Genomic DNA, 15,725 nt, shown 5'->3' with positions numbered 1-15,725 from the left:
TAGCCGCATTGTCGATACCGATTACGCAGCAGAAACCTCTAATTTGACCCGTACTCAGATCTTGCAACAGGCTGCTACTTCGATGCTAGCCCAAGCCAATCAGATGCCGAACGTCATTTTGACTTTGTTGAAATAAATGGAAAAATGCTTGCAAACTAGTTAAGGGTATATTAGCCTTAGAGATAGGGCTAATAGCTCACTGAGTAGGTGATATATATGAATACTATTGCAAATACCAACCCCCCAATGCCAGTAGCAGTTGATGCTTCTGCTGGTAAGCCGTTGCCGCAACAGTCGCGTCCTGATGTATCTATGCCCCAGCAACAGTCGCGTCCAGAAATATCGATGCCTTCAGCACCTTCTTTGCCAAGTCGCAAGCCTTCTGTTATTGCGATCGATACCTCTGGCGTTTCATCTGCTAGCGTACGTGAAAGTGCACAGCCGATTGAAAAGGTGGTCCAAGCTGCCGCAAATGCAATCCAAGAATTTATTGCCTCTAAGGGATCAAGCTTAAGCATCTCTGTTGATCAGGTTACTGGCTATCACATTATTCGCGTTACTGATAGTAACGGCAATGAAGTAATGAGCATGCCATCAGACGCTGCTATTCGGGTTGCGCATAATATGCAAAGCTTGCAAGGTATGTTTGTAGACCACACTGCGTAATTGGCGGTATAGTCTCATTTGGCCTTGACTTAACTCAGACCAAAATAAATAATCATGGCAATTAACTCAACTTCAAGTGCTACTTCTGCTAGCACAACCTCTACTTCTGGGGTCGGTAAAGGCTCTGTTATTGATGTTGAAGGCCTGGTCTCAAAGCTAGATAGCATTGAGCAAGCCCCAATTGATACCTTAAATGTTAAGGTCACCAAGCAAGATAACTCCATTCGTGATTTAGGTATTATTAAATCAAAGATGTCGCTTTTTCAGGCGGCTCTCCAAGACTTTACAAGTCCCGTGAGTTACCTCACTAAGTCAGTGACTAGTAGCAATGATGCATTAGTGGCGGCATCCATCTCTCAGTCATCTGGTGCTGTCGCTGGAATCTACAACCTTCATGTTGCGCAAATTGCTAAAACAGCCACTGCAAACTATGAATTTTCTCTGGCTAATGATGGAAGCAGCCTGGCGCAATCCGGTAGCTTCACTCTGAATTCTGAGTCAATTACCTTTAATCAAGGTGATTCACTCGAAAGTTTACGAGTGGCTATTAATGCAAAGTCCTCAGATACCGGTGTGAGAGCTTCCATTATTAATACTGGCAGCAAAAAAATCATTAGCTTCACATCTATAGCTGGTGGTGCTGCTGGTCTGGTGACGCTCTCCGATATGACTGCGGGTATCACGCGAAAAGGTGGTCAAGAAGGTCAAGACGCCATATTCGAAATTAATGGTCAAGAATTCACGAGATCTTCCAATATTGTTGATGAAGCCCTAACAGGTGTGCGATTGCAATTGCAGAGTGCTATGGCCGAGGGGGATTACGTTGCCATCTCAATAGCCTCTGACAATAGCGCTAAGGCACAAAACCTACTAACCAATGTTGGTCAGGCATACAACGATCTAATGGCTTCCTATACTGAGCTCACTAAATTTAATGCGGATCCCGAAAAGCGTGGCTCTCTGTATGGGTTCATGGATTTAAGAACCATGGTTGATTCCATCTCGCTCTCATTTATGACGCCCTTAACGCGCGCAAATTCTTCTGGCACCCAACAGTCGATCACAGACACTACTGGGAATCCTATTAGTTTTACGAGCCTTGGATTAGAGCTTCAGCTTGATGGCACCTTATTGTTTGATGCTGCCATTTATGAGTCAGCAGTAACTCATGGTGCTATTGATCAGCTTGCTAATGGTTCTGTAAGTCCAACTAGAAGCATCGTCAACGATGCAATGACATTTGGTGGAAAAGTCGATTCTTATATCTCTGGATTTGAAGATCAAAAGTCGACACTGCAAAATCGCATTCAAGACCTTCAAACTCGTAAGATGGAGAAGATGGCACGCTACCGCGCGCAGTACGCATCCTTAGATGCCCTCTTGTATCGTTTGCAAGCCTTAAACAGCTCGCTTACGCCTACCTTTACAGCACTCAATAATCCTAAAAATTAATTATGCTAAATAACCGTGCCATGCAATCGTATCAATCGATTAATGCCCAAACATCCGTGGGTATTTCTGAGCCGGCAGATTTAATTTTGTTGGTATTTGAGAAGTTATTTGACCACTTAAATGCTGCTGAGAAAAAATTGATTGAGCAGGAAAATGCACAAATTCCGTTTGATAAAGCACTCGATATTTTTACCATTGGCTTGGTGCCTGCTTTAGACATTGAGCGTGGCGGTGAGATTGCATCTAATCTAGCGAGTCTTTACGACTGGTCTATTCGTCATCTGATGAAGGCAAAGATTCATAAAGATCCAGTCATGGTTCGTGAGGTACACGATGTACTTCTCCCGATTTATGAATCTTGGAGAGATGCAGTAGTACCTCTTGGCAAAGTGGCTTAGGAAATTTTTGCCCCCGACTTGGCATACCGCTAAGTCAGTTGGGCCTAGGAATCAAATATGGTCATTCCAATTAATCCTAGCTCAATCCCCGATAACACTGGGGTACCCTCCAATAAACTGCGTATTGATCAAGTGCAAAAGGTTGCACCAGTTGCATTAAACGATCAAGTTATTACAGACCCTAAAGCTTCAGTCAGCTTTGCCCTTGCAGCAAGTCAGGCTGAGGCTTCAGCAGCAGCTAAATACGCACTTGCAAATCCTGGCTTAATTGCACACACCGATGCTGAATTAGTAGCGCTACAGTCTCAGACTAATTTGGCACTAATAGCAAAGCAAGCAAATCAAAATCCACTGACTCCAGATCTTGCTAAGTTATTAAATTCAGTTGGCGATGCGAATGATCCAACTACTTTAGTAACGCAATGGCCAGATGATGTGACTGGCCAAACCCAGACTCAGACTTCTATTGATAATCCCTTGCGTCAAAATTTACAGACGATCTATCAAAACTTGAACCGTTCCCCGATGTTTGCGGCTCAGGCTTTAGCGACACTGCTTGGCCCTCGCTTAGGTCAGGGAAGCATTGATGATAAAAATAAAGAATTGATTGCTCAGGTGCGGGATTTGATGCAGTCGATTTCTAGCGATTCTCCTTATGCCAAAGAGGGTGCAAGACTATTGATGCACGGTATTCTCAATTGGCAAGGAGAGTTCTTGCCAGGATTAAAAGGATCGATTCGCAGAGAAGATATATGGGAGAAGGATCCTAAGCACGAAGGCCAAATGCTACGCGGTAGCAAGATCACCATGGAAATGAATCTTCCTCAATCTGGAACTTTTAAAGTCGTTGGCGTTCAGTTTCAGGACATAGTGAACCTCACGATTGATCCGCCAGAGCCATTCAAAGGTGCTTTCATGGCGCAGCGCAATGACTTAGAGTTGCGACTGAAAGAGCAAGTACCATTTGATGTTCATTATCAGATGGCTAAGGGTAGCTCCGCTCAGAAGAGGGATGGCGATGAGTGATAGCGCTAATCCTCGGCAACTCAAAGCGGTTGCGCTTGCTTATGAGAAGAGTGCGATTGCACCTCGTGTCGTTGGTCAGGGAGAAGGCTATCTTGCACAGGCAATTTTAGATAAGGCAAATGAACTTGGTATTCCGACTCGAGTGGAGCCAGATCTTGTTGAATTTCTAATGCAATTGCGTTTGAATGATTTAGTGCCACCCGAGCTTTATGCTGCGGTTGCTGAAGTGATTGCTTGGGCTCATCAAGTCGATGGCCAAATCGAACCTCGTACTACTGAAAATTAAACTTGTAGGTTGGTAACTTCTTTATAAGCATCGACTAAGCGATTGCGTACTGCCATCATTCCCTGGAAAGAAATATTGGCTTTTTGCAAAGAAACCATGACTTCTTCAAGACTCATAGAAGAGTCACCCGTAGAGAAAGCCTGAACCTTTGCTTGAGCATTGTTTTGGGCGCTGCTCACATCATTGATCGCGTTTTTGAGAATAGTCTTGAAATCAACGCCTTCGGGAGTTAATGATTCGCCAATGCTAGCGCCAGCCTGATTACCACTGGCTTTTTGCAGCGCTTGGATCTGCGCTAATGCTGCGTTCATCTTCTCAATGCTCATGACTTCATTCTAGGTTAATTTCAATCAAATTCATAGCCAGCTTCCTTATAGGCCTTGAGCTTATAACGAAGCGCTCTTTCAGATATTCCCAAAATCGAGATTGCTTCCTTACGGTTGCCCTTCACTTGGCTTAAAACCCGCAGGATATGCTCCCTTTCTAGGCTACTAATATCTGACTGCGCTCCATCTGCTGTTGGGCTAGATGCAGGGCTATCTGTTTGATTTAAAGCAATTCTTGTGCCAGATCGGGGTTCTATCTCTACATGATGGGGTTCAATGAGGTCATCATCACTTAAAAGCAGGGCTCTTTGGATGCCATTTTCGAGCTCCCGGATGTTCCCTGGCCAGTCGTGGTTTTGAAGTGCTGCCTGGGTTTGGGGACTCAATTTAGCATTTGGACGTCCCATAGTTGAGCCATAACGGCGTAAAAAGGCCTCTGCAAGGGGTAAAACGTCTTTTGGCCGCTCTTTCAGGCTCGGAATACGAATGGGGAAGACGGCAAGGCGGAAGTACAGGTCTTCACGGAACTTACCTTCAGCTACCCTGGCCTGCAGATCCTTATTGGTAGCAGCAATGATGCGGACATCACAGGAAATCGATTCATGGCTGCCTAGCCTTTCTACTACATGGTCTTGTAGGACTCGGAGGAGCTTGGCCTGGAGCTCTAGGGGCATCTCTCCGATCTCATCAAGGAAGAGGGTGCCCTCATGGGCTTGCTCAAACTTACCTGGCTGGGATTTGCTGGCCCCAGTAAAAGCGCCTTTTTCATGGCCAAAGAGGATCGATTCTAGAAGGCTGTCTGGAATGGCTGCGCAGTTAATCGCCACATAAGGCTTGCCAGCCCGTTTTGAGAGTTGATGGATTTGGCGGGCAAAAATATCTTTTCCAACCCCCGATTCTCCAGTCAAAAGAGCAGTGGTATCGGTCTTTCCTACCCGTTCGCAGCGCGCCATGACGGCAAGAGTTGCCGGATCCACGGCAATAATTTCCTGAGTGCCTGAAGATTTTTTGCCCTGGACGGGAGCACTTTCTCGTTGATAGCGACTAATGACCTCAACTAATTGTTCGGGCATAAATGGCTTGATCAGAAAATCACGGGCACCAGCACGAAGAGCCTCTACGGCTAACTTGGCATCTGCATAAGCAGTCATGACAACTACAGGCAAATCAGGTGAGCGCCGCCTTGCTTCTTCAAGCAGCTCAATACCATTCATGCCGGGCAGACGAAAGTCGGTAATCAGAATGTCTGGATAGTTTGGTGTGATTTGTGGAAGCGCCAGTTCAGCGCGATCATAAATCTTGCATTCAATTCCTTTGAGCGACAGCGTTACTTCAATTGCTTCTCGCAAATCATCGTCATCTTCAACAATCAATACTGGTGGATTAGTCATAGCCATATTCTAGAGCTCAGTGAGACAAGGCAGCAGAATCGTAAAGCGAGCGCCTCCACCTTCACGATTACTTACCAAGATTTCTCCACGGTGACTATCAATAGCACTGCGGGCAATGGATAGACCCAGTCCGGTACCCGTAATGCGACTCGTGGAGAAGGGCTCGAAAAGAGTTTCCATCATATCGGGGGCAATACCAGGACCTTGATCATCAATCGTGATTTCAAGACGACCACCTTTATGCGCTGAGTGAATCTCAATGCATTGCCCTGATTGGGTAACCTGCAGAGCGTTTTCAAGGATTGCTACTAAAGCTGCAACGATAGATTGTTTTTCTACGTTAACCACAACACCTTCGGTGTTAAAGCTCTGGATAAACTGGATATGCCGCTCATCGCACAAGACCTGCACTGTTTGACAGGCCTCATCTAATATTTGATTGACTGGAAGTGAGTTCGTTTTTTGTGGACGCTGCCGAATAAACATGAGCATATTTCCCGCTAGCTTCTCTAGGTTCATCAACTGCGTTTTCAGGCGCTGTGCAAAGAGCTGTTTTTGAGACTCTTCGAGCGAGGCATCGCTTAAGTGTGATGAATATAAGAGAGCGGTTGATAAAGGTGTGCGAAGCTGGTGGGCAATGCCCGCAGTCATTTTGCCCATTGCGGCAAGCCGGTCGCTGCGCTCCTTCTCAATTCTGGAGGTGATTGTCGAAGTGATGTCTTGTAACTGCAACACACTGCGCAGACCACTTTTTACTTCATGGGCCTGCAAAATGCGCTCCTCGCCGCCCATCATGACTAGGTATTCCCCTGAGCGGATGGAGTTCATGCTCTTCCAGCTTGGCGGAATAGTCCATTCCATATCCTTTTGGAGCTCGGGAATCATGCCTAAGGCTGCTGGGTTAAAGTCTATAACTATATGATTTTCAAAGAGAATTATCCCTGAGGGCAAAGAATTCAGAAGGCTAGATAGTCGACTATTGGCAACGATCAGCTCCTGACTAAGTCTATCAATTTGACCTTGAAGCACCGCCTGCTGTGCTTCTAGAGCCTTTGAGGCCTCTAAAAACAGCCCAAAAGCCTCCCCCAGTTCTTGGGAGGCGGCAGTATTTTGGCTATCAGTTTCTTTGGTCATCTCTGAATAATATTGGAAAAAACCCAAGTATTTTCAATAAGCTAACGCATTCATATATACTTTTTGAAAATTTTGATACTTTTTCGATAAAACAAATATTCTTACCAGGAAAAGGAAAGCTAATAAATTGGCTGAAAACGACCAACCAAAATCGATGAATCCAGATAGTGGCGCAGCATCAGTTAATCTGAGCTCGGCCAATTCTGGCAGCGTAGATGCCGGTCTATCTAATGAGCCACCCAAAAATGCTTGGGAATTGGCTAAAAGCCGTTTTGAAAAGCTTGAATTCAAACAAAAGATTGGTTTAGGTGCGGCTGGAGTATTTCTAGTAGCCATGCTGCTAGTGTTATCTGTCTCTGGTAGCAAGAATGATTACAAAGTTTTATTTTCAAATATTAACGAGGCAGATGGTTCGCAAATCATTGCATCGTTAACGCAGATGAATGTGCCATATCAATTCACGCCTGGTGGCGGTGCGATTTTGGTGCCAGAAAAATTAGTATACGAAACGCGTCTCAAGTTAGCGGGACAAGGCCTACCTAAATCGGGGTATGTTGGTTTTGAAGTTCTTGAAAATCAGAAACTCGGTACCAGTCAATTTGTTGAGCAAGTCAATTACCAGCGGGCCTTAGAGGGCGAGCTGGCAAGGAGTATTGGCTCGATAGCCCAAATCAAATCTGCCAGAGTGCATTTAGCAGTTCCAAAGCAAACCGCATTTGTTCGCGATCAAGAAAAGCCAACGGCATCGGTTGTGTTGCAGATGTATCCAGGCCGCTTCTTAGAGCCGCAGCAAGTGATTGCAATTCAGCATCTGGTTGGCTCTTCAATTCCAAAACTCTCTCCTTCGCAGGTGACTGTAGTTGATCAAGAAGGAATCTTGTTATCTCAAAGCAGTCAGAGAATGGAGAGCCTGGATTCATCACAATTGAAGTATGTTGCTGAGTTAGAAAATGCGTTGGCCAAACGCGTTTCCATCTTGATGGATCCAATCGCCGGCAAAGATAGTGTGCGCGCTCAAGTTACCGTTGACATGAACTTTGATGAGCGCACGCGCACTGAAGAAACCTTTGGTAAAAATTCTGCACCTAATGCGGCAAGCGTTCGCAGTCAGCAGAATATTGATTCTTCTGGTCAGCCAGGTGGTGCTAAAGGCGCTACCCCGGGCGCCCTGACAAATCAGCCCCCTCCACAGCCCACTGCGCCATTGACTGGCCCATTAGCTGCTGATAACGAGGCCCGTCAGCTCAATTCCCCAAGTGGTGCGGGCGGCGATACGTCTGAACGTAGAGAGAGCACGATTAACTATGAGGTAGATCGCGCCATTGAAGTGCTGAAGGCCAATAAAGGCCAGGTGAAGAGAATTTCTGCAGCCGTAGTTGTGAATTACAAGCCGGCCATTATGAGAGATGGCAAGGTTGAGACTCCTGCAGCGCCATATTCTCCTGAAGAGTTGCAGCAAATTACGAATATTGTTCGCGATGCTGTGGGCTACAACGAGAAGCGTGGCGATACCGTAAGTGTTGCCAATATTCCTTTTGCGGCCGATACAGTAGAGGCAGTTCCGTTCTATCGTCAACCAGAATTCTTTGAGCTGAGCAAAGAGTTCCTGAAGTACGGTTTGGTTTTGCTAGCAATCCTGTTGATGTATCGCGCACTCAAGAATTTATTTGCTCCCGAAGAGCCTGAGGTCATTGCTCCAATTATTGAAGAAGTCATTGAGCCCGAACCCGAACCCGAAGACCCAGCTGTGATTGCAGCAAGAGAGTTTGCAGAGATGGAGCGCCGAAAATTGGAACAAGAAAAAGAACGTCTTGCTAAGCTCGAAAAAGATTATGAAGAGCTATCCGCTTACACAATTGAGTATGTAAAAAATAACCCACAGGTTATTGGAACTCTTTTGAAAAATTGGCGCGTTCCAAAGAAGGATGGGGATGCAGCAGATTCAACTTTCCCGCCCAATGGCATCAAACCTGAAGGATTGGTATAGCCATGTCTATTGATAAATATAAGCTGCATCAACAAGTAGATCAGAGCACCATGCGCCTCAGCGAGGCAATGCAACTCGGGATTAAAGACCCAATTGAGAATCACGAAGAAATTGACAACGTATTTAAGGTCGCCTTAATTTTGTTGATGGTTGATCCGGACGTTTCAGCTGAAGTTCTGCGTCAATTAACTCCTGAAGATGTTCAAAGAATTTCTTCTCGCATGGCAACCATGCAGTTCTTGGAAAAAGAAACGGTTGTGATGGTGCTTGAGGAGTTCAAATACATTACAACTTCCCATGCTTCTATCGGCGGAAAGGATATTCTTGCTGAAACAATCAAGCTGCTTGGCGAAGGCGAGCCTCCCAGACTTCATGGTCTTGAGGCCTTCGCTTCATTTAGTAATGATGAGTTGTATTCCATTATTAAAAATGAGCATCCACAAATTGTTGCCAGCCTAGCAACCTTCTTAAAACCAGAACAAACTTCTGCTTTGATGGAGCTCTTCCCTGAAGAGAAAAGAAATGAACTGATGTTGCGAATTGCCTTGCTTGATAAGGTTGATCCTGATGCAATGCGAGTTCTTAATGACGCCATGCTACAAGTGGTAGGCAGAGTTGCAGAAAAAGGTGTCAGCGGTGTTGGCGGTATTAGTCCAGTGGCTGACATTCTGAATCTCATGGATATTCAGAAAAATGAAAGTGCGATTAATAGCATTCGTGAATACGATCCTGAATTGGCTGATTTGATTGTAGAGAAGATGTTTGTCTTTGAAGACTTTCTTACTGTGGAAGATAGTTCTTTGGAGACGCTCTTGCTTGAGGTTCCTCAGAACATTCTCATCTTGGCCCTCAAAGGCGCTAGCCCTAAATTGCGCGATAAGATTTTTGGTAATTTGACACGTCGCTCTGCTGAACGTATTCGTGATGAGCTAGATACATTACCTCCAGTACGCGTTTCCGAGGTTCAAGAGAATCAGCGAGAGATCATTCAGTTGGCACGCAGATTGGCTGGAGAAGGCAAGATCTACTTGCGATCTGCCCAAAAAGACGACTTAATTTAATTTAGGCAAATGATTATCAAATGGGTCCCCCCGTCATTTGACCCTCCAGCAGCAGAGGTTCTTCAGCCATCAGTTGAAATGATTGTTGTGGCGCCTGAAGTAGTGGAGGAGCCTCCAGCCATTCCTCAGATTACTGAAGCGGAAATTGCTCAGATTCGGCAAGAGGCATACGATGCCGGTTTTGCAGAAGGCTATAAGTCAGGTTACGCCAAAGGTGAGGATGAGGGTCTGGCAGCAGGCACTCATGCAGGAGCCCAGGCTGGATATCAGCAGGCCTATGATGACGCCAAAGAAAAAATCGATGCACTTCAAGCAGCATTGCAGGAGCTCTTGTCTGCTTTGCACGGTATGCCGGATGCCATCTCAGAATCTTTAAATGAATTTGCATATGAAGTAGCTTTGCGCATTAGTGGCGCTGATTCACTGGAGCGCGGACCATTTGTCGCTGCAATTCAGGAAGCGCTCATGCGCTTACCTTTGCCTGGTGAAAATGTATTCCTGCGTATTCGTAAAGAAGAGGTGGATACCTGGAACCGTTTTGTAGATGAATCTGGTTTGCCATTTACATGCACTCTCTTACTTGATTCTGATGTTCCGCCGGGTCATGCTTATGTTGAAATTTCTGGCGCGCGGATTGATGTAGGCTACGAAGCTCGTAAGGCTTTAGTGCGTTCTGCACTAGGCCTTTCTTCTCCTAACGATATTGCTTAAAGAGGGCCCAGACATGACGGTCCTGGGTCCGGAACAAGTTCTTGTCAAATTAAATCATGCCCGTGATTTTTTGGGTGAGGCGCCACGCTCCATTCGCGAAGGCCGCATTAAGAAAGTATCTGGCTTTGTTTTGGAGGTTGAAGGATTGCCTCTTGCTATTGGTGCGGGAGCCTGTATTTTTTCTGGAGCATCCAAAAGAGTCATTGATGCAGAATGTATCGGCTTTGATGGCGACATTACTTTTTTAATGGCAATTGATGCGATTGATGGCATTACTCCAGGCGCATTAGTCTATCCAGCCAATACTCCCTTTAGAACATCGCAAGGCTTTATGACGCGCTCTTCTGTAGAGCCATTGCCAATTGACCTCTCTTTGCTCGGCAGAGTGGTTGATGGTTTTGGCAGACCGCTTGATGGAAAGCCAGGCAGTGATGTCAAAATTGTGAAGAAGCAATCCAAAACGATCAATCCTTTATTAAGAAACCCAATTCAGGAGCCGCTCGATACTGGTATTCGTTCTGCAAATGGCATGCTTACTGTTGGTCGTGGGCAGCGTCTTGGTATTTTTGCTGGGTCAGGTGTTGGTAAGAGTGTGACTTTAGGTATGCTGGCACGTAACTGCAAAGCAGATGTGATTGTGATTGCTTTAGTAGGCGAGCGTGGTCGGGAGGTGCGAGAGTTTTGTGAGGATGTTTTGGGCGAAGAGGCGCTCAAGCGTGCAGTAGTCGTTGCTGCTCCAGCAGACTCATCTCCATTAGCAAGGGCCAAGGGCGCATGGTATGGGACTGAAATTGCGGCATGGTTTCGAGATCAGGGTAAGCATGTTGTATTGATTGTGGACTCCTTAACCCGCTTTGCAATGGCACAACGAGAGATTGGCTTAAGCTTGGGTGAGGCGCCTGTATCCCGGGGTTATACGCCTAGTGTTTTTGGCAAACTCCCTGAGTTGATTGAAAAAGCAGGTAACGGCACAAATCCAAATGGATCCTTAACCGCCTTCTATACGATTCTCTTGGATGGTGATGATATTAATGACCCTATATCTGATACTGCTAGAGGCGTATTAGACGGCCACTTATTTCTGTCTCGAGAACTAGCAGATGGCGGCCATTACCCTGCTATTGACATTGAGCGCTCTATTTCTCGGGTAATGCCAAGAGTGGTAACAGAGCAACACCTCTTGGCCGCAAGAAGGGTGAAGCAGTTATATAGCCGCTATATGCGTGGACGGGATCTTCTCAATATGGGGGCATATGCCCCAGGATCCGATCCCGATTTTGACCGGGCAATTCGGCTCTGGCCCCAAATTCAGAATTTTTTACAACAAGACGTTACTCAAGTCATTACTCTTGATGAGTCCCTCAAAGAATTATTAGCCATCGCTGAGGCCTCTCAATGAAAGAAGCCTTAAAGCTATTCCTCAAGATTTCTAAGATTCGGGAAGAAAGGGCTCAAGCCCAATTTAAGAAGCTTAATTTTGAGCTCAAGAAAAGCGAGCAATTTAGCCAGCAAGTCAGTGATTATGTAAGAGAATACGGCGAGCAGATGATTCAAACTGCTCAGCAGGGTGTCCAGGTGGCTTTTTTGCAGGATTCCAATGCTTTCCGTAATCGCCTAGAAAATGGTGTCAATGAGCAAAAACAGCAGATTGTTGGCATGAAACATGCTACGGAACAGTCTAAGGCCCATGCTTTAGCCAGTCAGCTCAAGGTGCAAGCAATTGAGAAGGTTCTCAAACGTAAAAATGCCGAATTTGCCCATAGCAAAGAGGTTAAAGAAAATAAAGTCCGAGAAGATAGCCTTGTTTCGCGAATAAAAAAGTAGATTGGCACGGAAAATGCTTCCTTATGTTTAACTAAAAGGGAAACATCAATGGCAAATATTGATCCGGTACGCCTCTTAAAGGCTAATCCTGCTGAAAATTTGAGCAATTTGAATACGGTTGATCAGGGAGAAATCCCTTCAGATCAATCACTTACGTCATTTCCAGAAGAATTGCAGGCTGCTAAGCAGAGTAACAAGGAAGAAGACCTTGCTTTCGATAAAAACAGCCAAAATTCACCAGATACCCAGTCTAATTTGCAAAATTTGCCTGTGAATGCCGCTATTGCCACTAAAGAGCCTGCAAATATTGCCGATAAGTCAAAAAATTCCAAGGAAGCCTCATTGGATGGATTGGCCCCAGGTGGTCCAACCCTCACTCAATTAGAGGTTGCCCAAGCGATTACGGTTGATGAAGGGGTGGTTTCTCAAGCTGCGGCATCAATTGCAGCAGCGGTCGACCAGGGCGCACAAATTCAACTGGATACCCAAAGCGATGCTGATCAGCAAACTATTGGCGCTTTAGCTGGCGTTGTAGATCCTGCAATAGCGGCATTAGCTGCTGCACAAGCACAGGTGGTTGCTGCTCCGCAAAATATCGTCACTCCGGTGTCGACTGAGAGCGCTACTCAGGGAGTTGATTCGATTGCATCAGCAAGTACTCAAGTTCCTGGCATTTCATATGCGGTATCAGACGCTACTTCTGCGAATGATGTCGCCCAAGCGCTTGCAGCCAATTCTGCAACTAGTGACTTGGCTCAAAATATTTCTCAAGATGGCGGCGCTATTGATGCCAAGCTTGATCAGGCTGCGTTAGTTGCTAATACAGCCCAGGCCAATGCAGATTCATTGGCAGATTCCGCCATTAATACAATCAATGCTGCGAGCGTAGCAAAGGGTCAGCAAGCTGTAGGTCCACAGCTTGCTGCTGACACAAATGTGTTACCGATGCAGCCAATAGATCAGGCCGAAACAGCCAATGTGGTTGCTGGCCCCATAGCCCTCAATGTGCAGAATGAAACTCCGCTTGTGAATGCCAATACGCTTCTTGCCACGAAACAGGACGCTGCGAGCGCTGCGAGCGCTAACCAGGCGAATCAAGTAGTCCAAGCGGCAGAGCTTACTGCTGCAAATGTTCAAGATCTTGATGCTCCGGCATCTGGAATTCAATCGGCAATTCCCTCCCAGGTGAGCAAAAACGCCCAGGATTCTAAGTCGAGCCTAACAACAGTTGATTTAGCTAAGGCGGATGCAGTCGACACAGTAGATCTTGCTAATTTGCCTCAGACTTCTGCTACCAATAGTTTGCGCGTGGATCCTCGTGGTGCATCCAGCAAAGATGCTGGTGAAGCAGTCCAAAGTCTTCGCGCTGATAATGCCAAGATTGCAAGTATCAATTTTGAGAAGTCGGCAGCTATCGATGGTTTGGCCATGAAAGATCAATCTCCGGTCGATCTTCAAGATCTGACGCAGACATCATCTAGCAATGTCACTAATGGCCTATCTGATTTCAATGCCCGTAACGCTATCTCACCATTTAATCAGGAATTGCGTTTGGCGCAATCCTCCCAAACATTAAAACTAGAACCACAACAGGCTTCCCTTGCAACTGGCCCGCTCCATGTAGAGGTGATGCGAGTCCTTAAGGAAGGTGGTGGCCGGGTAATTATGGAGGTCACTCCACCAGATCAAGGTGCAATCCAGCTAGATTTGCGTCTAGACGGTAATGGTAGAGCCTATTTGATTGTTGAGGGTGCTAGCGACTCTACTAAGGCGCGTTTAGAGCAGGGTGGAGCGCAACTCAAAGAACAACTTGCGCAAATGGGTTTATCGTTAAGCATGGATATGCGTGATCGCTCAGATCAGTCAGGTCACATTCCTTTTGCTTTGAGTAACAATTTCTCCAATGCAGCGAATGGAGAGGGTGCCCAGGTTGATGTTGCTTTGGGTGAGTTAATGTCTATCAGTCGTCCTGGCATTACGCCAGACGGTAGAGTGAGCATTTATGCCTAACCTATTTATTTATTATGTCTAGTCTAAATCAAGCCGCCGTCTTTACTAATCTCAATACGTTTGTGAATAACAGACGGATGCCTGCATTAGAGATCGTGCATGAAGCTTTTGCGCGTAATTTGCGCTCTGAATTAACCAATATGATTGGTACTTGTGTAGACGTCAAGAGTCTTACTACTAGTATTAAGAATTACGGTGATTTCCTCCAAGAAATGCCTGAGTACTCCAATGTTGAATTAGTTAATTTCACTCATGCACAGGGCTTGGGATGCTGGGCAATTGATCCTACTTTGCTGTTCATGATTACCGATAAGGTCTTTGGTGGCAATGGTGTATTTGGACAGCCCAAAACAAATTATCAGAAGCTATCCATTACCGAGCTACGGGTTAGCAGACGGATCTTGGAGTTAATTAAGCGCGAATATGAAGGTGCTTGGGCTCCGATGGCCAGTATTGAATTCGGCTTTGTTCGCAATGAGTCGCAAATGAATTTTGTACGCCTGGCTACAGACGAGGAGAGCGTGATGCATTGCCGCTTCCGAGTAGACATGCAGGGTACAGAAGGCTTCTTGGACTTCTGTGTTCCTTATTGGGTGATGGTTCCTTACCGAGAAAAGATTTTTGGTAATGACATCAAGATTAAGCGTGAAACCGATTTATATTGGGCTAATTCCTTGGAAACGCAACTACAAGACGCTTCTATTACTGCAGTCGCCGTATTAGCAAGCAGAAAAATGACCATTGGCGATGTTTTGGGCATGTCTGTTGGCGATATTGTGCCAATTGAGATTAATGATCCTGTGACGATGTTTGTTGATGGTTTGCCGATGATTCGTGGCAAATACGGTGTTCGTAATGGTCGTTATGCCCTCAAGATTGATTCGATTCAGCATCCTGCTGATTTCTTTAAAAGTCCGATGGATCGTGCGCGTATTGGGCCAACCATGATGCGTGGAGCTGAACGTGGCGATATGTATAGCCAATTTGATCAACGAGCTGCTGAATTAACCCAAATGGAGTCCGCTTTGTCGGTTCCGAAAAATAAAGATGAGGTAAATAACGATGGAAAATAACTTTTCTAAATCGACTGAGGGTGTGGATAACCCTTTTGCGTCCCAATCTGGTGCTGCAGTGCGCCGAGCCAGTTTTGAGGACCTGGATGGCGGTGGAAATTCCACTGTTTCCTATAACGATATCGATTTGGTGATGGATGTACCAGTTCAGGTTACAGTTGAGCTAGGAAGAGCTAAAATGCAAATACGCAATCTTTTAGCGCTAACCCAGGGCTCAGTAGTTGAATTGGACATTATTGCTGGTGAACCCCTTGAGGTAGTGGTTAACGGTTGCTTGGTTGCGCAAGGCGAGGTAGTGATCGTTAACGACCGTTATGGTATTCGTTTGACTGATATTGTTACTCCTGCTGAGCGCTTACGAAAAATTAATCGTTAAAGGC

17 protein-coding genes are annotated in these 15,725 nt (G+C 45.8%); 14 read left to right on the top strand and 3 right to left on the bottom strand.

The genetic code is table 11. The features are described 5' to 3' along the window. From ICN13_RS09860 to ICN13_RS09835, 6 genes are all read left to right on the top strand, one after another. On the top strand, positions 1-136 hold a 136-nt coding region (locus ICN13_RS09860), incomplete at its 5' end, for a flagellin (protein WP_255534121.1). 80 nt (positions 137-216) lie between these two features. Beyond that, positions 217-666, top strand: coding sequence for a flagellar protein FlaG (locus tag ICN13_RS09855; protein ID WP_216140186.1), 450 nt, complete (start codon positions 217-219; stop codon positions 664-666). Between the two features lie 54 nt (positions 667-720). Further along, a complete protein-coding gene (gene fliD, locus ICN13_RS09850; RefSeq protein WP_216140185.1) occupies positions 721-2,118 on the top strand; it encodes a flagellar filament capping protein FliD in 1,398 nt (465 codons plus the stop codon). Positions 2,119-2,120: 2 nt separating this feature from the next. Further along, positions 2,121-2,516, top strand: coding sequence for a flagellar export chaperone FliS (gene fliS, locus ICN13_RS09845; protein ID WP_216140184.1), 396 nt, complete (start codon positions 2,121-2,123; stop codon positions 2,514-2,516). Positions 2,517-2,573: 57 nt separating this feature from the next. Then, complete coding sequence (locus tag ICN13_RS09840; protein WP_216140183.1) at positions 2,574-3,542, top strand: hypothetical protein; 969 nt, start codon at positions 2,574-2,576, stop codon at positions 3,540-3,542. Then, positions 3,535-3,828, top strand: a complete 294-nt coding sequence (locus tag ICN13_RS09835) for an EscU/YscU/HrcU family type III secretion system export apparatus switch protein (RefSeq protein WP_216140182.1) — start codon at positions 3,535-3,537, stop codon at positions 3,826-3,828. Before ICN13_RS09840 ends, ICN13_RS09835 begins: the two co-directional genes overlap by 8 nt. On the opposite strand, the gene fliE is transcribed toward ICN13_RS09835, so the two are convergent. Genes fliE through ICN13_RS09820 form a run of 3 tightly spaced genes read right to left on the bottom strand, consistent with a single transcriptional unit; the run spans position 3,825 to position 6,679 of the window. Then, the gene (gene fliE / locus ICN13_RS09830; protein ID WP_216140181.1) at positions 3,825-4,154 is read right to left on the bottom strand and encodes a flagellar hook-basal body complex protein FliE; all 330 of its coding nucleotides are present in this window, start codon (positions 4,152-4,154) and stop codon (positions 3,825-3,827) included. The genes ICN13_RS09835 and fliE overlap by 4 nt on opposite strands. A gap of 20 nt (positions 4,155-4,174) precedes the next feature. Next, entirely contained in the window at positions 4,175-5,545 is a 1,371-nt protein-coding gene (locus ICN13_RS09825) for a sigma-54 dependent transcriptional regulator (RefSeq protein ID WP_216140180.1), read from the bottom strand. Positions 5,546-5,554: 9 nt separating this feature from the next. Further along, a complete protein-coding gene (locus ICN13_RS09820) occupies positions 5,555-6,679 on the bottom strand; it encodes a PAS domain-containing sensor histidine kinase (protein ID WP_216140179.1) in 1,125 nt (374 codons plus the stop codon). 127 nt (positions 6,680-6,806) lie between these two features. Here ICN13_RS09820 and fliF point away from each other — a divergent pair, with 127 nt between their 5' ends. The 8 genes from fliF to fliN are packed head-to-tail and all read left to right on the top strand — an operon-like array spanning position 6,807 to position 15,721. Then, the gene (gene fliF / locus ICN13_RS09815) at positions 6,807-8,666 is read left to right on the top strand and encodes a flagellar basal-body MS-ring/collar protein FliF (protein WP_216140178.1); all 1,860 of its coding nucleotides are present in this window, start codon (positions 6,807-6,809) and stop codon (positions 8,664-8,666) included. A 2-nt stretch (positions 8,667-8,668) separates the two neighbouring features. Continuing rightward, positions 8,669-9,727 (top strand): flagellar motor switch protein FliG, encoded by a 1,059-nt coding sequence (locus ICN13_RS09810; protein ID WP_216140177.1) that lies wholly within the window; start codon positions 8,669-8,671, stop codon positions 9,725-9,727. A 9-nt stretch (positions 9,728-9,736) separates the two neighbouring features. Continuing rightward, on the top strand, positions 9,737-10,438 hold the full coding sequence (locus ICN13_RS09805; RefSeq protein ID WP_216140176.1) for a hypothetical protein: 702 nt from the start codon (positions 9,737-9,739) through the stop codon (positions 10,436-10,438). Between the two features lie 13 nt (positions 10,439-10,451). Continuing rightward, entirely contained in the window at positions 10,452-11,837 is a 1,386-nt protein-coding gene (locus tag ICN13_RS09800) for a FliI/YscN family ATPase (protein WP_216140175.1), read from the top strand. Beyond that, on the top strand, positions 11,834-12,262 hold the full coding sequence (locus tag ICN13_RS09795; protein WP_216140174.1) for a flagellar export protein FliJ: 429 nt from the start codon (positions 11,834-11,836) through the stop codon (positions 12,260-12,262). The genes ICN13_RS09800 and ICN13_RS09795 overlap by 4 nt, the downstream gene beginning before the upstream one ends. Positions 12,263-12,310: 48 nt before the next feature. After that, on the top strand, positions 12,311-14,272 hold the full coding sequence (locus tag ICN13_RS09790) for a flagellar hook-length control protein FliK (protein WP_216140173.1): 1,962 nt from the start codon (positions 12,311-12,313) through the stop codon (positions 14,270-14,272). Positions 14,273-14,286: 14 nt separating this feature from the next. Continuing rightward, positions 14,287-15,345, top strand: a complete 1,059-nt coding sequence (locus tag ICN13_RS09785; protein WP_216140172.1) for a flagellar motor switch protein FliM — start codon at positions 14,287-14,289, stop codon at positions 15,343-15,345. Further along, on the top strand, positions 15,335-15,721 hold the full coding sequence (fliN, locus tag ICN13_RS09780) for a flagellar motor switch protein FliN (RefSeq protein ID WP_216140171.1): 387 nt from the start codon (positions 15,335-15,337) through the stop codon (positions 15,719-15,721). Before ICN13_RS09785 ends, fliN begins: the two co-directional genes overlap by 11 nt. The last annotated feature ends 4 nt before the right edge of the window (positions 15,722-15,725 follow it).

Source organism: Polynucleobacter sp. MWH-Berg-3C6, from assembly GCF_018881855.1.
Taxonomy (GTDB): domain Bacteria; phylum Pseudomonadota; class Gammaproteobacteria; order Burkholderiales; family Burkholderiaceae; genus Polynucleobacter.
This window is presented reverse-complemented; position numbering and strand designations above follow the sequence as displayed.